At 71.2% G+C, this 18,963-nt stretch carries 17 protein-coding genes; 12 read left to right on the forward strand and 5 right to left on the reverse strand.

Annotation, left to right across the window (positions count from 1 at the left end; translation table 11 throughout):
- Window positions 1-261: 261 nt before the first annotated feature.
- Entirely contained in the window at window positions 262-696 is a 435-nt protein-coding gene (locus K4L06_RS12940; protein WP_221671752.1) for a MotA/TolQ/ExbB proton channel family protein, read from the forward strand.
- Entirely contained in the window at window positions 693-992 is a 300-nt protein-coding gene (locus tag K4L06_RS12945) for a hypothetical protein (protein WP_221671753.1), read from the forward strand. The genes K4L06_RS12940 and K4L06_RS12945 overlap by 4 nt, the downstream gene beginning before the upstream one ends.
- A gap of 642 nt (window positions 993-1,634) precedes the next feature.
- Here the strand turns inward: K4L06_RS12945 and K4L06_RS12950 are convergent.
- Window positions 1,635-2,201, reverse strand: a complete 567-nt coding sequence (locus tag K4L06_RS12950) for a C40 family peptidase (RefSeq protein ID WP_343225758.1) — start codon at window positions 2,199-2,201, stop codon at window positions 1,635-1,637.
- A gap of 315 nt (window positions 2,202-2,516) precedes the next feature.
- Window positions 2,517-3,038 carry a C40 family peptidase gene (locus K4L06_RS12955; RefSeq protein ID WP_255595630.1) on the reverse strand — a complete coding sequence of 174 codons (522 nt, stop codon included), beginning with the start codon at window positions 3,036-3,038 and terminating at the stop codon, window positions 2,517-2,519.
- 189 nt (window positions 3,039-3,227) lie between these two features.
- Between K4L06_RS12955 and K4L06_RS12960 the strand changes: the two genes are divergently transcribed.
- The gene (locus K4L06_RS12960; protein WP_221671755.1) at window positions 3,228-3,707 is read left to right on the forward strand and encodes a peptidylprolyl isomerase; all 480 of its coding nucleotides are present in this window, start codon (window positions 3,228-3,230) and stop codon (window positions 3,705-3,707) included.
- Window positions 3,708-3,857: 150 nt separating this feature from the next.
- On the forward strand, window positions 3,858-5,117 hold the full coding sequence (locus K4L06_RS12965) for a DUF418 domain-containing protein (RefSeq protein WP_255595108.1): 1,260 nt from the start codon (window positions 3,858-3,860) through the stop codon (window positions 5,115-5,117).
- Between the two features lie 94 nt (window positions 5,118-5,211).
- Here the strand turns inward: K4L06_RS12965 and K4L06_RS12970 are convergent, their stop codons facing one another.
- Entirely contained in the window at window positions 5,212-7,002 is a 1,791-nt protein-coding gene (locus K4L06_RS12970; protein WP_255595109.1) for a M4 family metallopeptidase, read from the reverse strand.
- A gap of 420 nt (window positions 7,003-7,422) precedes the next feature.
- Between K4L06_RS12970 and K4L06_RS12975 the strand changes: the two genes are divergently transcribed.
- Genes K4L06_RS12975 through K4L06_RS12995 form a run of 5 tightly spaced genes read left to right on the forward strand, consistent with a single transcriptional unit; the run spans window position 7,423 to window position 14,399 of the window.
- On the forward strand, window positions 7,423-8,718 hold the full coding sequence (locus K4L06_RS12975) for an FAD-dependent oxidoreductase (protein WP_221671756.1): 1,296 nt from the start codon (window positions 7,423-7,425) through the stop codon (window positions 8,716-8,718).
- A complete protein-coding gene (gorA, locus tag K4L06_RS12980; protein ID WP_221671757.1) occupies window positions 8,715-10,109 on the forward strand; it encodes a glutathione-disulfide reductase in 1,395 nt (464 codons plus the stop codon). The genes K4L06_RS12975 and gorA overlap by 4 nt, the downstream gene beginning before the upstream one ends.
- A gap of 58 nt (window positions 10,110-10,167) precedes the next feature.
- Entirely contained in the window at window positions 10,168-12,285 is a 2,118-nt protein-coding gene (locus K4L06_RS12985) for a prolyl oligopeptidase family serine peptidase (RefSeq protein WP_221671758.1), read from the forward strand.
- Between the two features lie 10 nt (window positions 12,286-12,295).
- On the forward strand, window positions 12,296-13,114 hold the full coding sequence (hutG, locus tag K4L06_RS12990; protein ID WP_221671759.1) for an N-formylglutamate deformylase: 819 nt from the start codon (window positions 12,296-12,298) through the stop codon (window positions 13,112-13,114).
- A gap of 37 nt (window positions 13,115-13,151) precedes the next feature.
- Window positions 13,152-14,399 (forward strand): crosslink repair DNA glycosylase YcaQ family protein, encoded by a 1,248-nt coding sequence (locus K4L06_RS12995; protein ID WP_221671760.1) that lies wholly within the window; start codon window positions 13,152-13,154, stop codon window positions 14,397-14,399.
- 57 nt (window positions 14,400-14,456) lie between these two features.
- On the opposite strand, the gene K4L06_RS13000 is transcribed toward K4L06_RS12995, so the two are convergent.
- Window positions 14,457-14,816, reverse strand: coding sequence for a hypothetical protein (locus tag K4L06_RS13000; protein ID WP_221671761.1), 360 nt, complete (start codon window positions 14,814-14,816; stop codon window positions 14,457-14,459).
- A 216-nt stretch (window positions 14,817-15,032) separates the two neighbouring features.
- Complete coding sequence (gene parE / locus K4L06_RS13005; protein ID WP_221671762.1) at window positions 15,033-16,952, reverse strand: DNA topoisomerase IV subunit B; 1,920 nt, start codon at window positions 16,950-16,952, stop codon at window positions 15,033-15,035.
- Between the two features lie 358 nt (window positions 16,953-17,310).
- On the opposite strand from parE, the gene K4L06_RS13010 reads away from it, so the two are divergent.
- The 3 genes from K4L06_RS13010 (at window position 17,311) to K4L06_RS13020 (ending at window position 18,842) form a co-directional block, all read left to right on the forward strand.
- Window positions 17,311-17,721, forward strand: coding sequence for a globin (locus K4L06_RS13010; RefSeq protein WP_221671763.1), 411 nt, complete (start codon window positions 17,311-17,313; stop codon window positions 17,719-17,721).
- Window positions 17,722-17,979: 258 nt separating this feature from the next.
- Entirely contained in the window at window positions 17,980-18,207 is a 228-nt protein-coding gene (locus K4L06_RS13015) for a hypothetical protein (RefSeq protein ID WP_221671764.1), read from the forward strand.
- 248 nt (window positions 18,208-18,455) lie between these two features.
- The gene (locus tag K4L06_RS13020; protein ID WP_221671765.1) at window positions 18,456-18,842 is read left to right on the forward strand and encodes a DUF488 family protein; all 387 of its coding nucleotides are present in this window, start codon (window positions 18,456-18,458) and stop codon (window positions 18,840-18,842) included.
- Window positions 18,843-18,963 lie beyond the last annotated feature (121 nt).

The following is an 18,963-nucleotide window of genomic DNA, read 5'->3' on the forward strand; positions in this document are numbered from 1 at the left end:
CAAGCCGCAAGCCGGCATCGCCGCCGTTCCCCCCTTTGAAAAAGGGTGAGAGCGTGCGCTTGCGAACCGCCGGGGTCGCGCACGATCGAACGCCAGCAGGCTGTGCCTGCTGGCCGGACGGGCAGGGGGCTCTTCGCGCGGCAACGACCTCCCGAGCGCGCGCCGATGCGATCCCGCTGCCCCACCACGTCGGCATCGCGACCGGGGTGGCCGCGGGATCTATCCGATCAACGAACATGAGGTAACACGACGATGGAATGGATGACCCATTTCGACTGGCTGCACCACCTGATCGCACGGCTGCTGCCGGTGGCGATGGCGGTGTTGCTGGTGGCCTGCGGCGCGGCCCTGATCGAGGCCGGGTTGGCGATCGGCGAGCGCTGGCTGGGCCTGCGCCGGCTCGAACGCGCCGGCGACCCGGCCCTGGTCGAACGTCTGGCGCGGCGCCGCATCGAGCGCTGCGACCTGCTGGCGCGGGTGCCGCCGATGCTGGGGCTGATGGCGACCATCATCCCGCTCGGCCCGGGCCTGGCCGCGCTGGGGCAGGGCGATCCGGCCCAGTTGGCCAGCGCGGTGACGGTGGCCTTCGACGCCACCGTGCTCGGCCTGATCGCCGGCATCGCCGGGCTGTGGATCGGCCGCCTGCGCCGGCGCTGGTACGAGGAACTGCTCGAACGCATGGAGGCGGCGGCATGAGCCTGCGCGCCACCCGTGCGGCGACCCGGCGCCGGCTGCGTACCCGCTTCGACCACGACGACGAAGACCCGCGCGCCAGCCTGGTCAACCTGGTCGACGTGATGCTGGTGTTCGCCTGCGGCCTGCTCGCCGCGATCAGCGCGACCACGTCGCAACGCACTCCGGTCGAAGTCGCGCGCGGCAAGGCGATCGAACGCCCGCACCGGGGGCAGCAAGGCGCCGGGCCGGGCTACCAGGAGGTCGGCCAGGTTTACCGCGACCCCAAGACCGGCAAGCTGATCCTGATCGAGCGCTGAGCGCCGGGCTTCTTGTAGGAGCGGCGCCCCGCAGGGATTTGCTTCGATCGCAAGCCGTGCCGCCATCTCGCCCGTTTGCCGCGCCTTTGTCCTGTGCCCTGTAGGAGCGGCGTAAGCCGCGACCGCGCTGCTGCGGTCTCACGGCGTCTGTATTCGAAGGCTTCAAAAGCAAAGCTTCCGTCCGCAAGCGGCCGGGTCACTTTCTTTGTCCAAGGCGACAAAGAAAGTAACCAAAGAAAACGCCATGGCTGTTTCGGATCAAAAGCCACTATGGGACGAGGTTTGCGCAGGGCTGCTCCGCACAGGCCATCCATGGCCTGGCTGCGCACGGCCCGCATCCCTGCGGGCCGCCCTTCGGGGCTTCAGGTCTTCTCGCGAGTTCGTGGCGACGCCAAGCTCTTCACGGCAACGGCAACGGCAACGGCAACGGCAACGTCGGATGCAGCGTCGTTGTTTCTGGGTAGGAGCGGCGTCCTACGGGATTTCCTTCGGTCACAAGCCGCGATCACGGGCTGGTAACAACGGCGCAACTGACGGGGCGCGGTTGCGGCTCGTGACCGAAGCAAATCCCCGTGGGATGCCGCTTCCCAAAACGAACAAGCCGCCCGGAGGCGGCTTGTTGGGATGCGCGGTGCGGAGACCTCAGATGCCGTCGACGCGGCGGGCTTCCATGAACTTGCCGCTCCAGTAGCCGGTGTCCAGGCTGGAGACGGTGACGTCCTTGCCGGTGCGCGGGGCGTGGACGAAGCGGCCGTCGCCGAGGTAGATGCCGACGTGGTCGACCCGGCCGCGGCGGCCGAAGAACACCAGGTCGCCTTCGGTCATCGAGGCGCGGTCGATCACCGCGCCGGTCTTGGCCATCTCGCGCGAGACGCGCGGCAGCTCGATGCCCAGGGCGTTGCGGAACACGTAGCCGACCAGGCCGCTGCAGTCGAAGCCCTGGTCCGGGGTGCTGCCGCCCCAGCGGTACGGGGTGCCGAGCAGGCCCAGGGCGCGCTGCAGCAGGTTCTTGATCCGGCTCTGTTCGGCGACCGGCAGATCGGCCTTGCCCAGGTTGGCGTTCGGGCCCAGCAGGCGGTTCAGGTCGGTCGCCAGCAGCAGGGCGCGGTCGGACAGGGTCATCGCCTCCGGCAGCATGCTGCCGGCGCTGGACTCCGGCGCATCGGCCGAATCGTTGCGCAACGACGGGCCGCCCGGCAGGGCGCCCATCGACAGGCCGGTGGCGGGATCGGCGAAAGCGGGAAGGGCGCAAACCGCCAGGACGGCGGTGAGCAGGAGACGTTGGCTAGCCCGAGCGGTGCGGGTGCTCTGGGCCAGGGGAGCTTCGGGGGTAGCAGCCTGGCGGCCTTGGCGAGTGAATTGAGGCGTCACGCAGTCATCACGAAGTCGTCACCGGGGAAAGATGATGCCCGGCGCGTGCGAGACATAGGTTCAAATTTCGTTAGCTACGCGTTAACAAACACGTGATTTGATTCACATTTTTAACCCGGGCCGAACATCGTTCCCTGTTCAGGAAGCGAGGCCTCACTTCATCAGCACCCGCTTGGCGCCGCTGTAGTGATCTACCCAGTAGGGGCCGTCGAGCCGGTCCAGCCGCACCGTGCCGCCGCTGCTGGGGGCATGGACGAAGCGGCCCTCGCCGACGTAGATGCCGACGTGGCTGACGTTGCCGCGGCTGCCGAAGAACACCAGGTCGCCGGCGGCCAGGCGGGTCGGCTCGATCCGCGGCCCCTGGAAGGCGGCCAGGTCGCGCGAGGTGCGCGGCAGGCTCAGCGCCAGCATGTCGCGGTAGACGTAGTTGACCAGGCCGCTGCAGTCGAAGCCGCTGTCGGGGGTGTTGCCGCCGTAGCGGTAGGGGGTGCCGACCAGGCTGATCGCGCGCATCAGCACCGCATTGGCCGAATCCGGATCGTCGGGCTGGACGTGCGGCCAGTGCCGGGCCGGGGCGCCGGGCGGGGCCGGCTTGCGGACCAGTTCGCGGCCGCCGCCGCAGGCCGCCAGCAGCGCGCTCAGCACGGTGGCCAGGGCCAGCGCTGGCAACGGCAGCGGGCCGCGCGCTGGCGCGGGAGCGGTGTTGCCGGGATAATGCGCGGCCTTCGTCACGTCGCTAGCTTGGCGGCTAACGGCAGCGGCGACAAGACAGCGTCCCTGTCGTTTTGTGGCGGTCCGCGCATTCCTGCGCGCCGCCGTGTCCCTTTCCGACCGCCGCCGCGCGGTCTTCATCCGGATCCAGCAATGAAAATCGAGAAAGATCGCGTCGTCCGTTTCCACTACACCGTCTCCGAGCAGGGCAGCGAGCCGCTGGAGAGCTCGGAAGGCCGCGATCCGCTGGCGATCCTGATCGGCCACAACAACATCATCCCGGGCCTGGAGAAGGCCATGGACGGTCGCGAAGCCGGCGAGAAGTTCGAGGTCGACGTGGCCGCGGTCGACGCCTACGGCGCCCGCCAGGAAGGCCTGACCCAGCGCGTGCCGAAGAAGTACTTCAAGGACGCCAAGCTGAGCCCGGGCATGCAGGCGGTGCTGCCGACCAGCTTCGGCCCGCGCGCGGTCACCATCCAGAAGGTCGGCATGAGCGTGGTCGACGTCGACCTGAACCACCCGATGGCCGGCAAGGACCTGCATTTCGCGATCGAGATCGTCGAAGTGCGCGAAGCCAGCAAGGAAGAGATCGAGCACGGCCACGTCCACGGCGACGGCGGCCACCAGCACTGACCGCGTAGCGGTCGGCGTTCCGGACGGCCCGCTCGCGCGGGCCGTTCGCGTTTTTGCGGGTCGGTCCTGTCTTGTGCGGCCGGGACGGGCTACATAAGAGCCGGCTACACAGGAACCGGCTAGATAGGAACCGGCTAGATAGGAACCGCGATGCCCACCGACCCTGGCCCCGTTGCGCAGTCCCCGCCGCCGGCCTTGCCGCTGGCGCCGGTCGCCGCCGGCGAACGCCTGCAGGCCTTGGACGCGCTGCGCGGCATCGCCCTGCTCGGCATCCTGCTGAGCAACGCGCCGTTCTTCAGCGCGCCGCTGGCCGACCTGGGCGACGGCGTCGATCCGGCCCTGCGCGGGCTCGACCGCTGGGCGACGATGGCCGTGCATGTAGCGGTCCGGCACAAGTTCTGGACCGTGTTCTCGCTGCTGTTCGGCATGGGCTTCGCGGTGATGGGCGAGCGCGCCGGGGCGGCCGGGCGCGATTTCCGTCCCTTGTACCTGCGCCGCAGCTTCGGCCTGCTGGCGATCGGCCTGGCGCATGCCTGGCTGGTCTGGTCCGGCGACATCCTGGTCACCTATGCGGCATGCGCGTTCCTGCTGTACGCGCTGCGCGGGCTCGGCGCCGCGACGCAGTGGCGGCTGGGCCTGTCGCTGTACGCGGTGCCTTGCGCGTTCTTGCTGCTATTGGCCGGACTGCTGGCGCTGCCCGGAGTGGCCGACGGCGATCCGCAGGCGCAGGCGCGCGGCGCCGCCGAACGCGCGCAGGCGGTGGCGGCCTACGCCCACGGCAGCTATGCCGAGGCGACCGCGCAACGCCTGCGCGAGTTCGTCGGGCTGACCCTGTCCAGCGCCTCGATCATGGTGCCGTTGGCCTTGGGCCTGTTCCTGATCGGCGCCGGCCTGGCGCGCAGCGGCGTGCTGGCCGATCCGGCGGCGCACCGCGGACTGTGGCACCGCCTGCTGTGGGGCGGGCTGGCGAGTGGCGCGGCGCTGACCGCGGCGAGTCTGGCGATCGATCCCGCCGCCTACGGCGCGCGCCTGAGCGCGCGCACCTTCCTCGCCAGCACCCTGCACATGATCGGCGCCTTGCCCTTGGCCCTGTCGCTGGTCGCGGCGGTGGTGCTGTCGCTGGCGCGCGGCTGGCGCTGGCCGCGGCCCTTCATCGCCCCCGGCCGGATCGCGCTGAGCCTGTACCTGATGCAGTCCCTGGTCGGCACCTGGGTGTTCTACGGCTACGGCCTGGGGCTGTGGGGGCGGATCGCGCCGGCGCCGTTGTTCGCGGCGGCCGCCGGCTTGTTCGTGCTGCAGCTGTTGCTGGCGCAATGGTGGCTGCGCCGGTTCCGCTTCGGCCCGGCGGAATGGCTGTGGCGCGCCTTCACCTATTGGCGCCTGCCGCCGTGGCGCGCGGCGCGCGCCTGATCGCCGCTGCCGTCCGCCTGGCGCCGGCAGCGCAATGGCCCGCATGCGCGGGCCATTGCGTCTCGCCTGGCCGGTGGAGCCCGGCGCGTCGGGCTCAGTTGACCGAGACCGCGCTCCAGGTGCGGGCCACCGCCTTGTATTCGGCCGAGTTGCTGCCGTACAGGTCGGCCGCCGCCTGCAGGGTGCCGGTGCGCGCCTGCGGGTAGGTGGTGCTGGAGACGAAGTAGCGGGTCAGGGCGCGGTACCAGATCGCCCCGGCCTTGGCCCGGCCGATGCCGGCGATGGCGCTGTCGCCGTTGCAGACCAGCTGCGCCGGGGTGTAGCTGAAGCCCTTCGGCGTGACCGCGCCCTCGGCCAGCAGGTAGAAGAAACGGTTGCCCACGCCCGAGCTCAGGTGCGGGTCGTACTTGCCGTTCTGGCCGGTCTGCGAGGCGGTGAAGCCGCCGACCGGATAGCAGGAGAACGAGCGGCCGTCGGCGTCCTGCTTGAACATCAGGCGCAGCGCCTTGGTGTCGCCGGGATTGTTGATGTAGACCTCTTCGCCGAGCAGGTAGTCGCCCGGGTCGTTGGCGTTGCCGACGCTGAATTCGACCAGGGTGCCGAAGATGTCCGAGGTGGATTCGTTGAGGCCGCCGCTGTCCTTGATGTTGTAGTAGCCCAGGCGCGCGGTGGCGCCGGTGACGCCGTGGGCCATTTCGTGGCCGGCCACGTCCAGCGCGACCAGCGGGCGATAGGTCACCCCGTCGCCGTCGCCGTAGACCATCGCCGAGCCGGTCCAGTAGGCGTTGACCAGGTTGGTCGGGCCGTAGTGGACGTAGCTCTTGACCCCGCGGCCGTCGTTGAAGATGCCGTTGCGGCCGTGCACGTTCTTGAAGTAGTCGAAGGTCGCGGCGACGCCGTAATGCGCGTCGGCGGCGGCCGAGGCGCGGTCGGAGGTGGCGTTGTTGCCCCAGACGTTGTCGGCGTCGTTGAACGCGGTGGCCGCGCTGGTGCCGGTCTGGTTGCGCGCGTCCAGGGTCTGGCCGTTGCCGCGGGTCGGGTCGGTCAGGGTGTAGCCGCCGCTGATCGAGTTGCTGACCAGGCCGACATTGCCCAGGGTCAGGGTGCGGCCGGTGCCGTTGGCGGCGGCCGAGTGCACCCGGTCGTCTTCCTGCAGCAGCTTGCCGTTGCGCGCATCCAGGTAGTAGCTGATCAGGCCCGGCGCCGGATCGTTGCGGCGGTCGCCTTCGACGTCGACCTGCCAGGCCAGGGTCGGCTCGGTGCCGCGGGCGAAGATCACCAGACTGGCCGGGGCGATCGCGGTGACCCGGCCGTCGAACGCGGCGCCGGCGTCGATGCCGGCCTGTTCGGCGCTGATCTTCGGCTCGATCGCCGGACGGCCGAAGCTGCGCATGTTGTCGCCCTGGCTGACCGAAAGCAGTTCGCCGTTGCGCGAATGCACCACCAGGTCGCCGCCGACCACCGGCAGGCCGCGGTAGCTGCGCTCCATGCGCACGTGCTCGGTGCCGTCGCGGTCGATCATCACGTCGCGGGCGGCGAAGCCGTCGGCCGGGGCGCGGCGCACCTGTTCGGCGGCGACGGTTTCCAGCAGGCGGCGCGCGCGCTGCGCGGCGGGCGAGGCCGCGGCCTGCTCGGGCGAGGTCGAGGCGGCGAGCAGGTCGCTTTCGCGGCGGCTGCCGACCGCCAATTGCATCGACTGGGCGGCGCGGCGTTCGTGTGCGACGGTCGTATCGGCCTGCGGCGCGGGCGCAGCCTGGGCGGCGCCCGCGGCGAAGCCGGCGGCCGCGGCGGCGGAAGCGGCTTCGGAGCCGGAACGGGACGAGACGGCGAGGAGGGCGATGCCGGCGACGACGGCAGCGCTGAGCAGAGCGGTCTTGGCGTGCATGGATGGATCCCTGAGTGGTTTTTATAGGCCGCAGCCGTCCCTGCCGGCCGCGGCGGCGGTCGGTACGGGCAGTGGCGTCGGGTCCGGCGCTCCAGCGCGCAGCCGTGGCTGTGGAGATCGCGGCGCGCGTGTCGATGGACGAGTGCGACCTTAGGCGGAGCCGGCAATGTGCTTGAACGCGAAACCCGCGTTCGCGGTCACACAACGCCGCGGGCTTTTCTGTTGCCGATCACAGAACCGCGGGCGGCCCGCCACGGCGGCGCGATCGGCGGCCCGCCGCATGGCGCAAAGCCGGGCTCGGCCGGGCCGGTCCAGTCTTAGTACTATGGGGCGTGTGCCGCACGGCTCCCCGACGGCACTGGGGCCGTCGGCGCACGCCGCACGGCCGCACGACCAGACTCCGGACGGCTGAAAGGGCAGATGGGCGAAGCAGAAGTGGCTGAGGCGGAAGCGCGGACGGACCGCGGCCGCAGCGATGTGATCGTGGTCGGCGCGGGCGTGATCGGCCTGACCTGTGCCCTGGCCCTGCTGGAAACCGGACGCAGCGTGCGGGTGATCGACGCCGGCCGGATCGGCGGCGGCAGCTCGCACGGCAATTGCGGCACCATCACCCCGAGCCATGCGACGCCGCTGGCGGCGCCCGGCGTGATCGCCCAGGCCCTGCGCTGGATGCTGACTCCGGACGCGCCGCTGTACGTGCATCCCAAGCTCGACCTGCAATTGTGGGGCTGGCTGCTGCGCTTCGCCGGACGCTGCAACCAGCGCGACTGGCGCGCCAGCGCGCAGGCCAAGTCGGCCCTGCTCAACGACTCGCGCGCGCGCCTGGAGGACTGGGTCGGCCGCTACGGCCTGGTCTGCGAGTTCGACAACGCCGGCGTCGACTACGTGTTCCGCGAGCGCAAGTCGTTCGAAGGCGGCCAGTTCGAGCTCGACCTGCTGCGCGAGTTCGGGATCCAGGTGGAGGTGATCGACGGCGCCCGCTACGAGGCCCAGGACCCGGCGTTCAAGCCCGGCGTGACCGGCGCGATCCGCTTCGAGCACGACGCGGTGCTGCGCCCCGACCGCTATGTCGCCGAACTGGCGCGCACGGTGCGCGAGCGCGGCGGCGAACTGATCGAACAGTGCCGATTGCAGGAACTGCAGCGCGACGGCGCGGACTACCGCGCCGCGACCTCGTGCGGCGCGCTGCGCGCCGGCCAGGTGGTGGTGGCGACCGGCGCCTGGTCGCCGAAGCTGTCCGAACTGATCGGCCTGCGCACGCTGCCGCGCGCGATGCAGCCCGGCAAGGGCTATTCGATCACCTACGATCGCCCGGCCCTGGTGCCGCGCCGGCCGGTGGTGCTGCGCGAGCGCAAGGTCTGCGTGACCATGTGGGACAGCGGTTTCCGGCTCGGCAGCACGATGGAGTTCTCCGGTTACGACGAGAGCCTCAATCCGCGCCGCCTGGCCGCGCTGGAACGCGGCGCCGCCGAATACCTGCACCAGCCGGTCGGACCGGTGCTGCGCGAGCGCTGGTTCGGTTGGCGGCCGATGAGCGTCGACGACGTGCCGATCATCGGCGCCGTGCCCGGCCGCGACGGCCTGTGGCTGGCGACCGGCCACGGCATGATGGGCGTGAGCATGAGCGCCGGCACCGGCCAGCTGATCGCCGACCTGGTCGCCGGCCGCGCGCCGGCGATCGATCCGCATCCCTATCGACCGGAGCGTTTCGCATGAGTTCTTCCGAGCAAGCCGACGGCCGCTACGACCTGATCGTGATCGGCGGCGGTTCCGGCGGCCTGGCCGGCGCGTTCCGCGCCGCCGAATACGGCGCGCGGGTCGCCCTGCTCGAACCCGGCGCGCTCGGCGGCACCTGCGTCAACGTCGGCTGCGTGCCGAAGAAGGCGATGTGGCTGGCCGCCGACATCGCCGCCAAGCTGCGCATGGCCCAGGGCCTGGGCTTCGGCCTGCAGGCCGATCCGCAGCGACCCTGCGCGCTGGACTGGCCGACCTTCATCGTCCATCGGCAGCGCTACATCGCCAACATCCACGACAGCTACCGGCGCCGCCTCGACGCCTCCGGCATCGCGGTGTTGCCGATGCGCGCGCGGCTGGTCGACGCCAACACGGTCGAATGCGACAACGGCGCGCGCCTGAGCGCGACGCGGCTGTTGCTGGCGACCGGCGGCCGGCCGCTGCGCCCGGACATTCCCGGCGCCGCGCTCGGCGCGGTGTCCGACGATTTCTTCCAATGGTGCGCGGCGCCGGCGCGGGTCGCGATCGTCGGCGCCGGCTACATCGCGGTCGAGCTGGCCGGGGTGCTACAGGCGCTGGGCAGCCAGGTCGAGCTGTTCGCGCGCGGCGCGCGCCTGCTCGACGGTTTCGACGCCGAGCTGACCGCGCAATTGGCCGAGGACTATCGCCAGAACGGCGTGCGCCTGCATTTCGGCCACGCCGTCGCCGCCCTGGAAGGCGAGCCCGGCCGTGTGCGGCTGCGCGGCGCCGACGGTTCGCTCAGCGAGCCTTTCGATCAGGTGGTGTTCGCCACCGGGCGCCGGCCCAACACCGCCGGCCTCGGCCTGGAGCGCGCCGGGGTGGCGCTGGACGCGCGCGGCCACATCGCGATCGACGAACTCAACGCCACCAGCGTCGCCGGCATCGACGCGGTCGGCGACGTCACCGCCGACCCGCAGCTGACCCCGGTCGCGATCGCCGCCGCGCGGCGGCTGATGGACCGCGTGTTCGGCGGCCGCGACGGACGCCTGAGCCGCGAGGACATTCCCAGCGTGGTGTTCTCGCATCCGCCGATCGGCAAGGTCGGACTCAGCGAGGACGAGGCGCGGGAACGCTACGGTGACCATCGACATGGTGACAATCTGCACATCTATCGCGCCGGCTTTCGGCCGATGCTGTACGCCTTGGCCGAGTCGCCGCAGCGCAGCCTGTTCAAGCTGATCTGCGTCGGCCAGGAACGCCGCGTGGTCGGCATCCATCTGTTGGGCGAGGGGGCCGACGAAATCCTGCAGGGCTTCGCGGTAGCGCTCAAACGCGGCATCACCTTGGACGACCTGCGCGACACGGTCGCCATCCATCCCACCAGCGCCGAAGAAGTGGTGTTGATGCGCTAGCCCGGCGACGCCCGCCGCGCCGGCGCCGCCCACGCGCGCGATCCGAACCGGGGCAGCGATGAAACACAAGGAACGTCATTGGATTCTGGCCGGCGCGGTAGCCGGCATGATGGGCATCGCGGCGAGCGCCGCGGCGGCGCCGCCGGCGATGGACATCGCCGATTTGCTCAGCGTGCCGCGGCCGGACCAGTTGGTCGGCGCCAGCGACGCGCCGGTGTTGGCCTGGGTGTCGAACGAGCAGGGCGTGCGCAACGTGTGGACCGCGCGCGCGCCGGCTTTCGCGCCCAAGCGCCTGACCTCCTATGCCGAAGACGACGGCCAGGCGATCGGCCCCTTGCAGTTCAGCGCCGACGGCCGCTGGCTGGCTTATGTGCGCGGCAGCGGCCCGGATGCGGCCGGCAACAACAGCAACCCGACCAGCGACCCCGACGGCCAGGAACAGGCGGTATGGGTGGTGGCCAGCGACGGCTCGGGCCCGCCGCAACGCATCGCCGCCGGCCGCGGCATGCAGTTCGCGCCGCAGGGCGATGCGCTGCTGGTGCAAGGCTCGGCGCTGGCCTGCCATGCCTTGCCCGGAGTCCAGGCGCCGGCGTGGTGCAAGAGCGACCTGATCAGGACCCGCGGCGGCAACGGCAACGCCGGGTTTTCGCCCGACGGCAAGTCGCTGAGCTTCGTCAGCGGCCGCGGCGACCACAGCTTCGTCGGCGTGCTCGACCTGGCCGCGCGCACGGTGCGCTGGATGGGCGCGGACTTCAATCGCGACAGCCAGCCGGCCTGGTCGCCGGACGGCCGCCGCATCGCCTTCCTGCGCACCGCCGCGGCGCGCAACGGCGAAGTCTTCGACCTGACCGGCGCCAATCCGTTCGAGATCTGGGTCGCCGAGGTCGCCACCGGCCAGGCCAGGCGCGTGTTCCGCTCCAACGACACCGCCGGCGGCTACGCCCAGTTCGCCGAGCCCGATGCGCTGCAGTGGAGCCGCGACAACCGCCTGGTGTTCAGTTCCGAACAGAGCGGCTGGCTGCACTGGTACGCGCTGTCGCCCGACGGCGGCGAGCCGGTCGCGCTGAGCCGCGGCGAATGCGAGGTGGAAACCAGCGTCCTGGCCGAGGACGGTAAGTTCTTCTTCAGCGGCAACTGCGCCGACCTGGATTACCGCCAACTGTTCGCGGTCGACGCCAAGGGCGAGACGCAGACGCTGTTGACCGGTAAGCACGAGATCGCCACCGAGCCGGTCGCGGTCGCCGGCGGCCAATGGCTCGCGTTCCGCCACGCCGACGCGCGCCGCCCGACCGCGATCGCATTGGTGTCGCGCAACGGCGGCGAGCCGCGGCGGATCTTCCCGGAACAGTTGCCGGCGCGGTTCCCGATCGACCGCCTGGTCGAACCCAGCACGATCGCCCTGCGCGCCAGCGACGGCGTGGTCTCGCATGCGACCGTGTTCGAGCCGCCGGCGAGCTTCAAGGGCAAGCGCGCGGCGCTGGTCTACGTGCACGGCGGGCCGATCCGGCAGATGCTGCCGGGCTGGCACTACGGCAGCTACTACTACGCCGACTACGCCAACAATCAGTGGCTGGCGAACCAGGGCTTCGTCGTGTTGGCGCTGAACTTCCGCGCCGGCACCAACTACGGCCAGGCCTTCCGCCGCGCCGCCAAGCAGGGCCCGCGCGGCGCCAGCGAGTACCAGGACGTGCTGGCCGCGCACGCCTACCTGGCCAAGCGCGCCGACGTCGACCCGCGCCGGATCGGCATCTACGGCGGTTCCTACGGCGGCTTTCTGACCGCCTCGGCGCTGGCGCGCAATTCCGACCTGTTCGCGGCCGGGGCCGACCGCCACGGCGTCCACGACTGGCGCGAAAGCGCCAAGGGCGGCGACAACAGCGGCCTGTGGGGGCTGCGGCCGGACGAACTGGAACTGGCCTGGCAGTCCTCGCCGATGGCGCACGTGGACAGCTGGCGTTCTCCGGCGCTGCTGATCCACGGCGACGACGACCGGGCGGTGAAGTTCGGTCAGAGCGTGGAACTGGTCGAACGCCTGCGCGCGCGCGGCGCTCCGGTCGAGACCCTGGTGCTGCCGGACGAGGATCACTTCTTCCTGCGCCATGCGACCTGGCTGCAGGTGCATCGCAGTACCATGGCCTTCTTCCGCCGGCACCTGCAGTCCGGCGCCGCCGACTGAACGCCACCGCATGAACGCCGTCCCCGTACCGCCGCCGACCGAGCCCGTGTTCCAGTTGCACCGCGGCACGGCGCCGCTGCTGATCAGCCTGCCGCACGACGGCTCGCGCATTCCCGAGCCGATTGCCGCGCGCATGGTCGAGTCGGCGCGCCGCGCGCCGGACACCGACTGGCACGTCTCGCGCCTGTACGCGTTCGCGCGCGAACTCGGCGCCTCGATCCTGGTGCCGCACTACTCGCGCTACGTGGTCGACCTGAACCGGCCGCCGGACGACACCTCGCTGTACCCGGGCCAGAACACCACCGGGCTGTGTCCGGCGGTGCAGTTCAGCGGCGAGGCGGTGTACCTGGAGGGACAGGCGCCGCAGCCGGAGGAGGTCGCCGAGCGGGTCGAGCGGTACTGGCGCCCCTACCACGACACCCTGGTCGCCGAACTCGACCGCATCCGCGGCGAACACGGCCGCGCGGTGCTGTGGGAAGGCCATTCGATCCGCGGCGAACTGCCGTTCCTGTTCGAAGGCCGCTTGCCCGACCTCAATCTCGGCACCGCCGCCGGCAAGAGCTGCCTGCCCGAACTGCAGGCCGGCCTGGAACGCGCGCTGGGCGCGCAGACCGACTACGACTGGGTCGCCAACGGCCGCTTCAAGGGCGGTTACATCACCCGCCAGTACGGCGACCCGGAGATCGGCGTGCAGGCGGTGCAGTTGGAGCTGAGCCAGCGCAACTACATGGACGAGGACAGCTTCGCCTACGACGAAGCCAAGGCCGCGCGCCTGCAGCCGCTGCTGGAGGCCCTGCTGCGCGTCGCGCTGGACTCCCAGGCGGCATGACCGCAGCGGCGCGGCGCACGGGCGCAGGCCGGTGGACATGACGCCGACGGCGCCGCTGCGCCCGGCGCAAGCGCGCGCGCTGCACCTGGCCGCGCAGGGACTGCTGGCGCGGCCGCGCCGGCGCGCGCGCAAGGCCGACCTGGTGGCGGCGATCGAACGCATGCAGTTGCTGCAGATCGACACCATCCACGTGGTCGCGCGCAGTCCCTACCTGGTGCTGTTCTCGCGCCTGGGCGATTACCCGCAGCGTTGGCTGGAGGAACTGCTGGCCGAGCGCGCGATCTTCGAAGTCTGGGCGCACGAGGCCTGCTTCGCCTCGATGCGCGACTACGTCCTGCACCGCAACGCGCTGCCGCAGCGCGAGCACCATTGGGCGATCCGCAACGCGCGCAGCCACCGCGCCAGAAACGGCGCGCAGATCGAGCGCCTGCTGCAGCACATCCGCGAGCTCGGCCCGGTCAAGTCCTCCGACTTCGAACGCGAGGACGCCGGCGGCGGCTGGTGGGGCTGGAAAGACGAGAAGCGCTGGCTCGAGGCCGGTTTCGCCCTGGGCGAGCTGATGGTCGCGCGGCGCGAGAACTTCCATCGCGTCTACGACCTGGCCGAGCGCGTGGCCGGGGTCGCGGTGGCGGATTGGGACACGGCGCAGATCGCGCCCGAGGCGGTGCGCCAGGAGACCGTGCTGCGCTCGGTGCAGGCGCTGGGCATCGCCCAGGCGCGCTGGATCGCCGACTACTTCCGCACCAGGCCGCGCCTGCGCGACGCCGATCTCGACGCGCTGGTCGCGCAAGGCGCGTTGCTGCGGGTCGAAGTGCAGGGTTGGAGCGCGCCGGGCTACGTGCATCCGGCGCATGCGCCGCTGCTGGCGCAGGCGGCGGCCGGGCGCCTGCGCGCGACCCGCGCCACCGTGCTGTCGCCGTTCGACCCGGTGGTCTGGGACCGCGAGCGCGCCAGCGAACTGTTCGGCTTCGACTACACGCTGGAGTGCTACGTCCCCGAACCCAAGCGCCGCTACGGTTACTTCGTCCTGCCGATCCTGGCCGGCGGGCGGCTGGTCGGGCGCCTGGACGCCAAGGCGCATCGCGCCGCCGGCGAGTTCGAGGTGCGGGCCTTGTACCTGGAGGACGGGATCGAACCGTCCGAACGCCTGGCGGCCGACATCGCCGCGGCGATCGACGAATGCGCGCGCTGGCACGGCACACCTAAGGTGAGGCTGAGCCGCTGCCGCCCGGCCGCGTTCGCGCCCTTGCTGCGGCGCGCGCTCAGCGCCGCGGCGGCGGCTTGAGCGACGGCGGCGCGGCGCCGCCGTCCGGTCGACTGCGGCCGATCAGTCGAATGTCGATCAGTTGAATTTCGAAATCAGCACGATCGCGCCGATCAGCCCCGCCAGCGCGACCAGATTCAGCCCCAGCGCCGGCACCGCGGTGTCGTGCGGTTCGTGGCGGAACAGGGCCGCGGTCGCCGACAGGCTGCCGAACAGCCAGCAGGCGGCGGTGCACAGGATGGCCTGGCCGGTGCAGCGCAGGTCCCAACTGCCGCACTGGTCGGCGCTGGTGAAGGCGAACACCAGCATCCACGACAGCAACGGGCCCAGCAGCAGCGCGCACCAGGCCAGGATTCCGAACAACCGGGTTTGCGCCGCGGGCGGCAGGTGCATGTGCGCGGGCATGCGGAACGGGATATGCAGGCGCTCAACGGCCATGACGAGGTCCTCCGCGGCGGGGCCCGCGCGCGGCGCGGCGGGCGATGCGGCAGCTTCCGTTCATATCGATCTCCGGACCGATATCGACACGCCCAGCATGCCGCATCCGCCGCCATGGTTGCGTGAGCGTCGGACCGCAGGGATGTTGCAAAAACGAAGCGCCGCCCGGAGGCGGCGCTTGCGTCGTCGCAGCGGACCGAAGCCCGCGGGCGGACCTCAGACCTCCAGCGTGGCCAGGTCGCCCTTGGTCTCCAGCCACTGCTTGCGGTCGCCGGCGCGCTTCTTGGCCAGCAGCATGTCCATCAGCGAATGGGTCTGCGAGTTGTCGTCGACGGTCAGCTGGACCAGCCGGCGGGTGTCGGGGTGGATGGTCGATTCGCGCAGCTGCGAAGCGTTCATCTCGCCCAGGCCCTTGAAGCGGGTGACGTTGATCGCGCCGCTGAGGCCCTTCTTGCGGTCGCCCTTTTCGCGTTCGATCTTCTCCAGCAGGATCCGCTTTTCCTCTTCGTCCAGCGCATAGAACACCTGCTTGCCCACGTCGACGCGGAACAGCGGCGGCATCGCCACGAAGATGTGGCCGGCCGCGACCAGCGACGGGAAGTGGCGCAGGAACAGGGCGCTGAGCAGGGTGGCGATGTGCAGGCCGTCGGAGTCGGCGTCGGCCAAGATCACCACCTTGCCGTAGCGCAGGCCGGAGATGTCCTCCTTGCCCGGGTCGCAGCCGATCGCGACCGCCAGGTCGTGCACTTCCTGCGAGCCGAGCACGCTGCCGGAGGCGACTTCCCAGGTGTTCAGGATCTTGCCGCGCAGCGGCAGGATCGCCTGGAAATCCTTGTCGCGGGCCTGGCGCGCGCTGCCGCCGGCGGAGTCGCCTTCGACCAGGAACAGCTCGGTGCGCGAGAGGTCCTGCGAGGTGCAGTCGGCCAGCTTGCCGGGCAGGGCGGGGCCCTGGGTGACCTTCTTGCGGACGATCTGCTTTTCGGTCTTCAGGCGCGCGGCGGCGCGCTCGATCGCCAGCTGGGCGATCTTTTCGCCCAGCTCGGTGTGCTGGTTCAGCCACAGCGAGAAGGCGTCGTGGGCGGCGCCCTCGACGAAGCCGGCGGCCTGGCGCGAGGACAGCCGCTCCTTGGTCTGGCCGCTGAACTGCGGGTCGGTCATCTTGATGCTGAGCACGAAGGCGACCCGGTCCCAGACGTCTTCCGGGGCCAGCTTGACCCCGCGCGGCAGCAGGTTGCGGAAGTCGCAGAACTCGCGCAGCGCGTCGGTGAAGCCGGTGCGCAGGCCGTTGACGTGGGTGCCGTGCTGGGCGGTCGGGATCAGGTTGACGTAGCTTTCCTGGACCAGCTCGCCGTCCGGCGCCCAGGCCACCGCCCAGTCGACGACTTCGGTGTCCTTCTTAAGCTGGCCGACGAACAGGTCCGGCGGCAGCAGTTCGCGCTGGGCCTGGCCTTCGCGCAGTTCGCCGGACAGGTAATCGCGCAGGCCGTCCTCGTAGTACCACTCCAGGCGCTCGCCGCTGGCCTCGTCGAACAGCTTGACGTTCAGGCCCGGGCACAGCACCGCCTTGGCCCGCAGCACGTGCTTGATCGCGCGCAGGTTGAACTTGGGCGTGTCGAAGTACTTCGGGTCCGGCCAGAAGCGCACCCGGGTGCCGGTGTTCTTCTTGCCGACCGTGCCGACCACCTCCAGCGGCGTGGCGCGGTCGCCGTCGCGGAAGGTCATCCGGTACTCGCTGCCCTCGCGCTTGATGTGCACTTCCACCAGCTTGGACAGGGCGTTGACCACGCTGACGCCGACGCCGTGCAGGCCGCCGGAGAAGGTGTAGTTCTTGTTGCTGAACTTACCGCCGGCGTGCAGGCGGGTCAGGATCAGCTCCACGCCGGGGACTTTCTCCTCCGGGTGGATGTCGACCGGCATGCCGCGGCCGTCGTCGCCGACCTCGCAGCTGCCGTCGGCGTACAGGGTCACCTCGATGCTGCGGGCGTGGCCGGCCAGCGCTTCGTCGACGGCGTTGTCGATGACTTCCTGCGCCAGGTGGTTGGGGCGCGCGGTGTCGGTGTACATGCCGGGCCGGCGCTTGACCGGGTCCAGGCCGGAAAGGACTTCGATGTCTGCGGCGTTGTAACGACTGCTCATGAAACCTGCATCGGTAGTAAGGAGTGGCGTCCGGGCCGGCGCTGCGGGCGGCGCGCGGGCGCCGGCGGAGCGGGTCGGGCGGCGGCCGCGGCCATCTTGCCATCGGCCGGTGACGGCCGCGCATCGGCGGGGCCCGGCGCGGGGCGCAGCGAGCATGGCGACCGGCGCCAGCCGGGTCAAGCCGCGCCGGCCGCGGGCGACATTCACGCCCGCCGCCGTCTCGCCGGTTGAGACCGGCGCCACGCGGCCGCGGCCGAACCGGCGCCGGCGCGCCCGCGGGTTGATCTGGCGCAAGCCGGGCCGGCGCCGGCGCTGCGATCCTGCGCGCCGTTTCTTTCTCGCGCCACAGGAGGGCAGGGTGTCCGCCCAGGACCAGTACTTCGATCTGCAGCAGAGCTATGGCCGCTGCCTCATCCGCAAGGGCTTCATCGAGCGGTTCTACGAGATCTTCATGGCCAGCCACCCCGAGGTGGCGCCGATGTTCGAGCGCACCGACTTCCAGAAGCAGCGCCTGGCCCTGCGCCGCGGGATCAGCGTGGCGATCTTCCACGCCGCCGGCAGCGCGGTGGTCAAGCGCACCTGCGAGCAGATGGCCGACGTGCATTCGCGCCAGGGCCGCACCCCGGTGCCGCCGGAGCTGTATCCGTACTGGATCAACAGCCTGCTGCTGGCGATCCGCGAATACGACGAGCGCGCCGACGAGGCCCTGCTGGCGCGCTGGCGCCAGGCGATGAACTCGGTCACGGCGATGTTCAGCTCGCGCTACTGAGCCGTCGCCGCGGCCGTCCGGCCGGGCCCGCGGCTTGAACGGCGCCGCTCGCGGCCCCATTGTGACGGCGGATCCGGCCGCGCCGGCGCGGGTCCAGGTACTGTTCGGGCCCTGGCCGTTCAGCCCCTGGCGAGGCGGGCCCGACTAGGGTTCGCCCGACGCTGCACGGACGCGGCGCGAAGACCGGCCGGCTGGGAGCCGGGGCGCCCCGGGCGCCGCTCCCGAACCGGCCGCTCCCCATTCGTACGGAGTCACCCCATGAAGATCCGCAAGCTGCTGCTCCCCACCGTCATCGCCGCCGCATTGCTGGCCCTGGTCGCGCCGAGCGCGTTCGCGCAGCAGGATCCGCAGGCCGACAAGAAGGCCGAGGAGGCCAAGAAGGCCGAGGACGCGAAGAAGGCGGAAGCCAAGAAGAAGGCCGAGGCCGAGAAGCGCCAGAAGTCCGGCGACCGCGGCGTCGAGCCCGAGGAAGAGGGCGACCGCTGAGGTCTGGCGCCGCCTGCGGGCGGCGCCGCCCTGTCGCAGCGTTCCCGCGACCCCACCGACGCCCCGGCCCCGGCCGGGGCGTTTTCGTTTCGGCGCTGTCGGGCATGGCCTCCGGTTTCCGCGGCCCTCCCCCCGTCGTCGGGCCGGACCGGTGGCCGCTGCGGCGGCAGCCGGCTATCGTGCCCGAGGCGGCGCGCGGCCGGCCCCGGCTGCGATCGTCGCCATCGTCCCGGCCCCAGGAGAGCCCGATGGCGCTGCGCATCGTCAGACTCGGCAGCCCGCGCCAGCCCGGCGAGGGCCTGCGCATCGGCACCGTGCGGCGGCCGCCGCGCGGCGTGCCCAAGAGCGAATTCGCCTCCGGCGACTGGTACGACGTCTGGTTCCCGAACCTCGCGCCGAGCCTGGAAGTCATGAAACAGGCCCAGGCCGCCGACACCCCGACGCAGTGGAACGCCTTCGTGCGCAAGTACAAGGCGGAGATGGCCGCGCCCGAAGCCGCGCATGCGCTGGAACTGTTGGCGGCGATGTCGCGGGACAGCGATTTTTCCGTCGGCTGCTACTGCCAGGACGAGTCGCGCTGCCACCGCTCGATCCTGCGCGAGCTGCTGGCGGAGCGCGGCGCCCGCCTGGCCTGAGCCCGCGCGCCGACCCTGGGCGGGCCGCGCCGTGCTGGCCGCAAATGCCCCGTCGGACAAGCACTTGCGGCGCCTGGAACGCTCCGTGCGCACTGTCAAGCCGTGCGGCTTCACCCGACTG

The organism is Lysobacter sp. BMK333-48F3, from assembly GCF_019733395.1.
Taxonomy (GTDB): domain Bacteria; phylum Pseudomonadota; class Gammaproteobacteria; order Xanthomonadales; family Xanthomonadaceae; genus Lysobacter.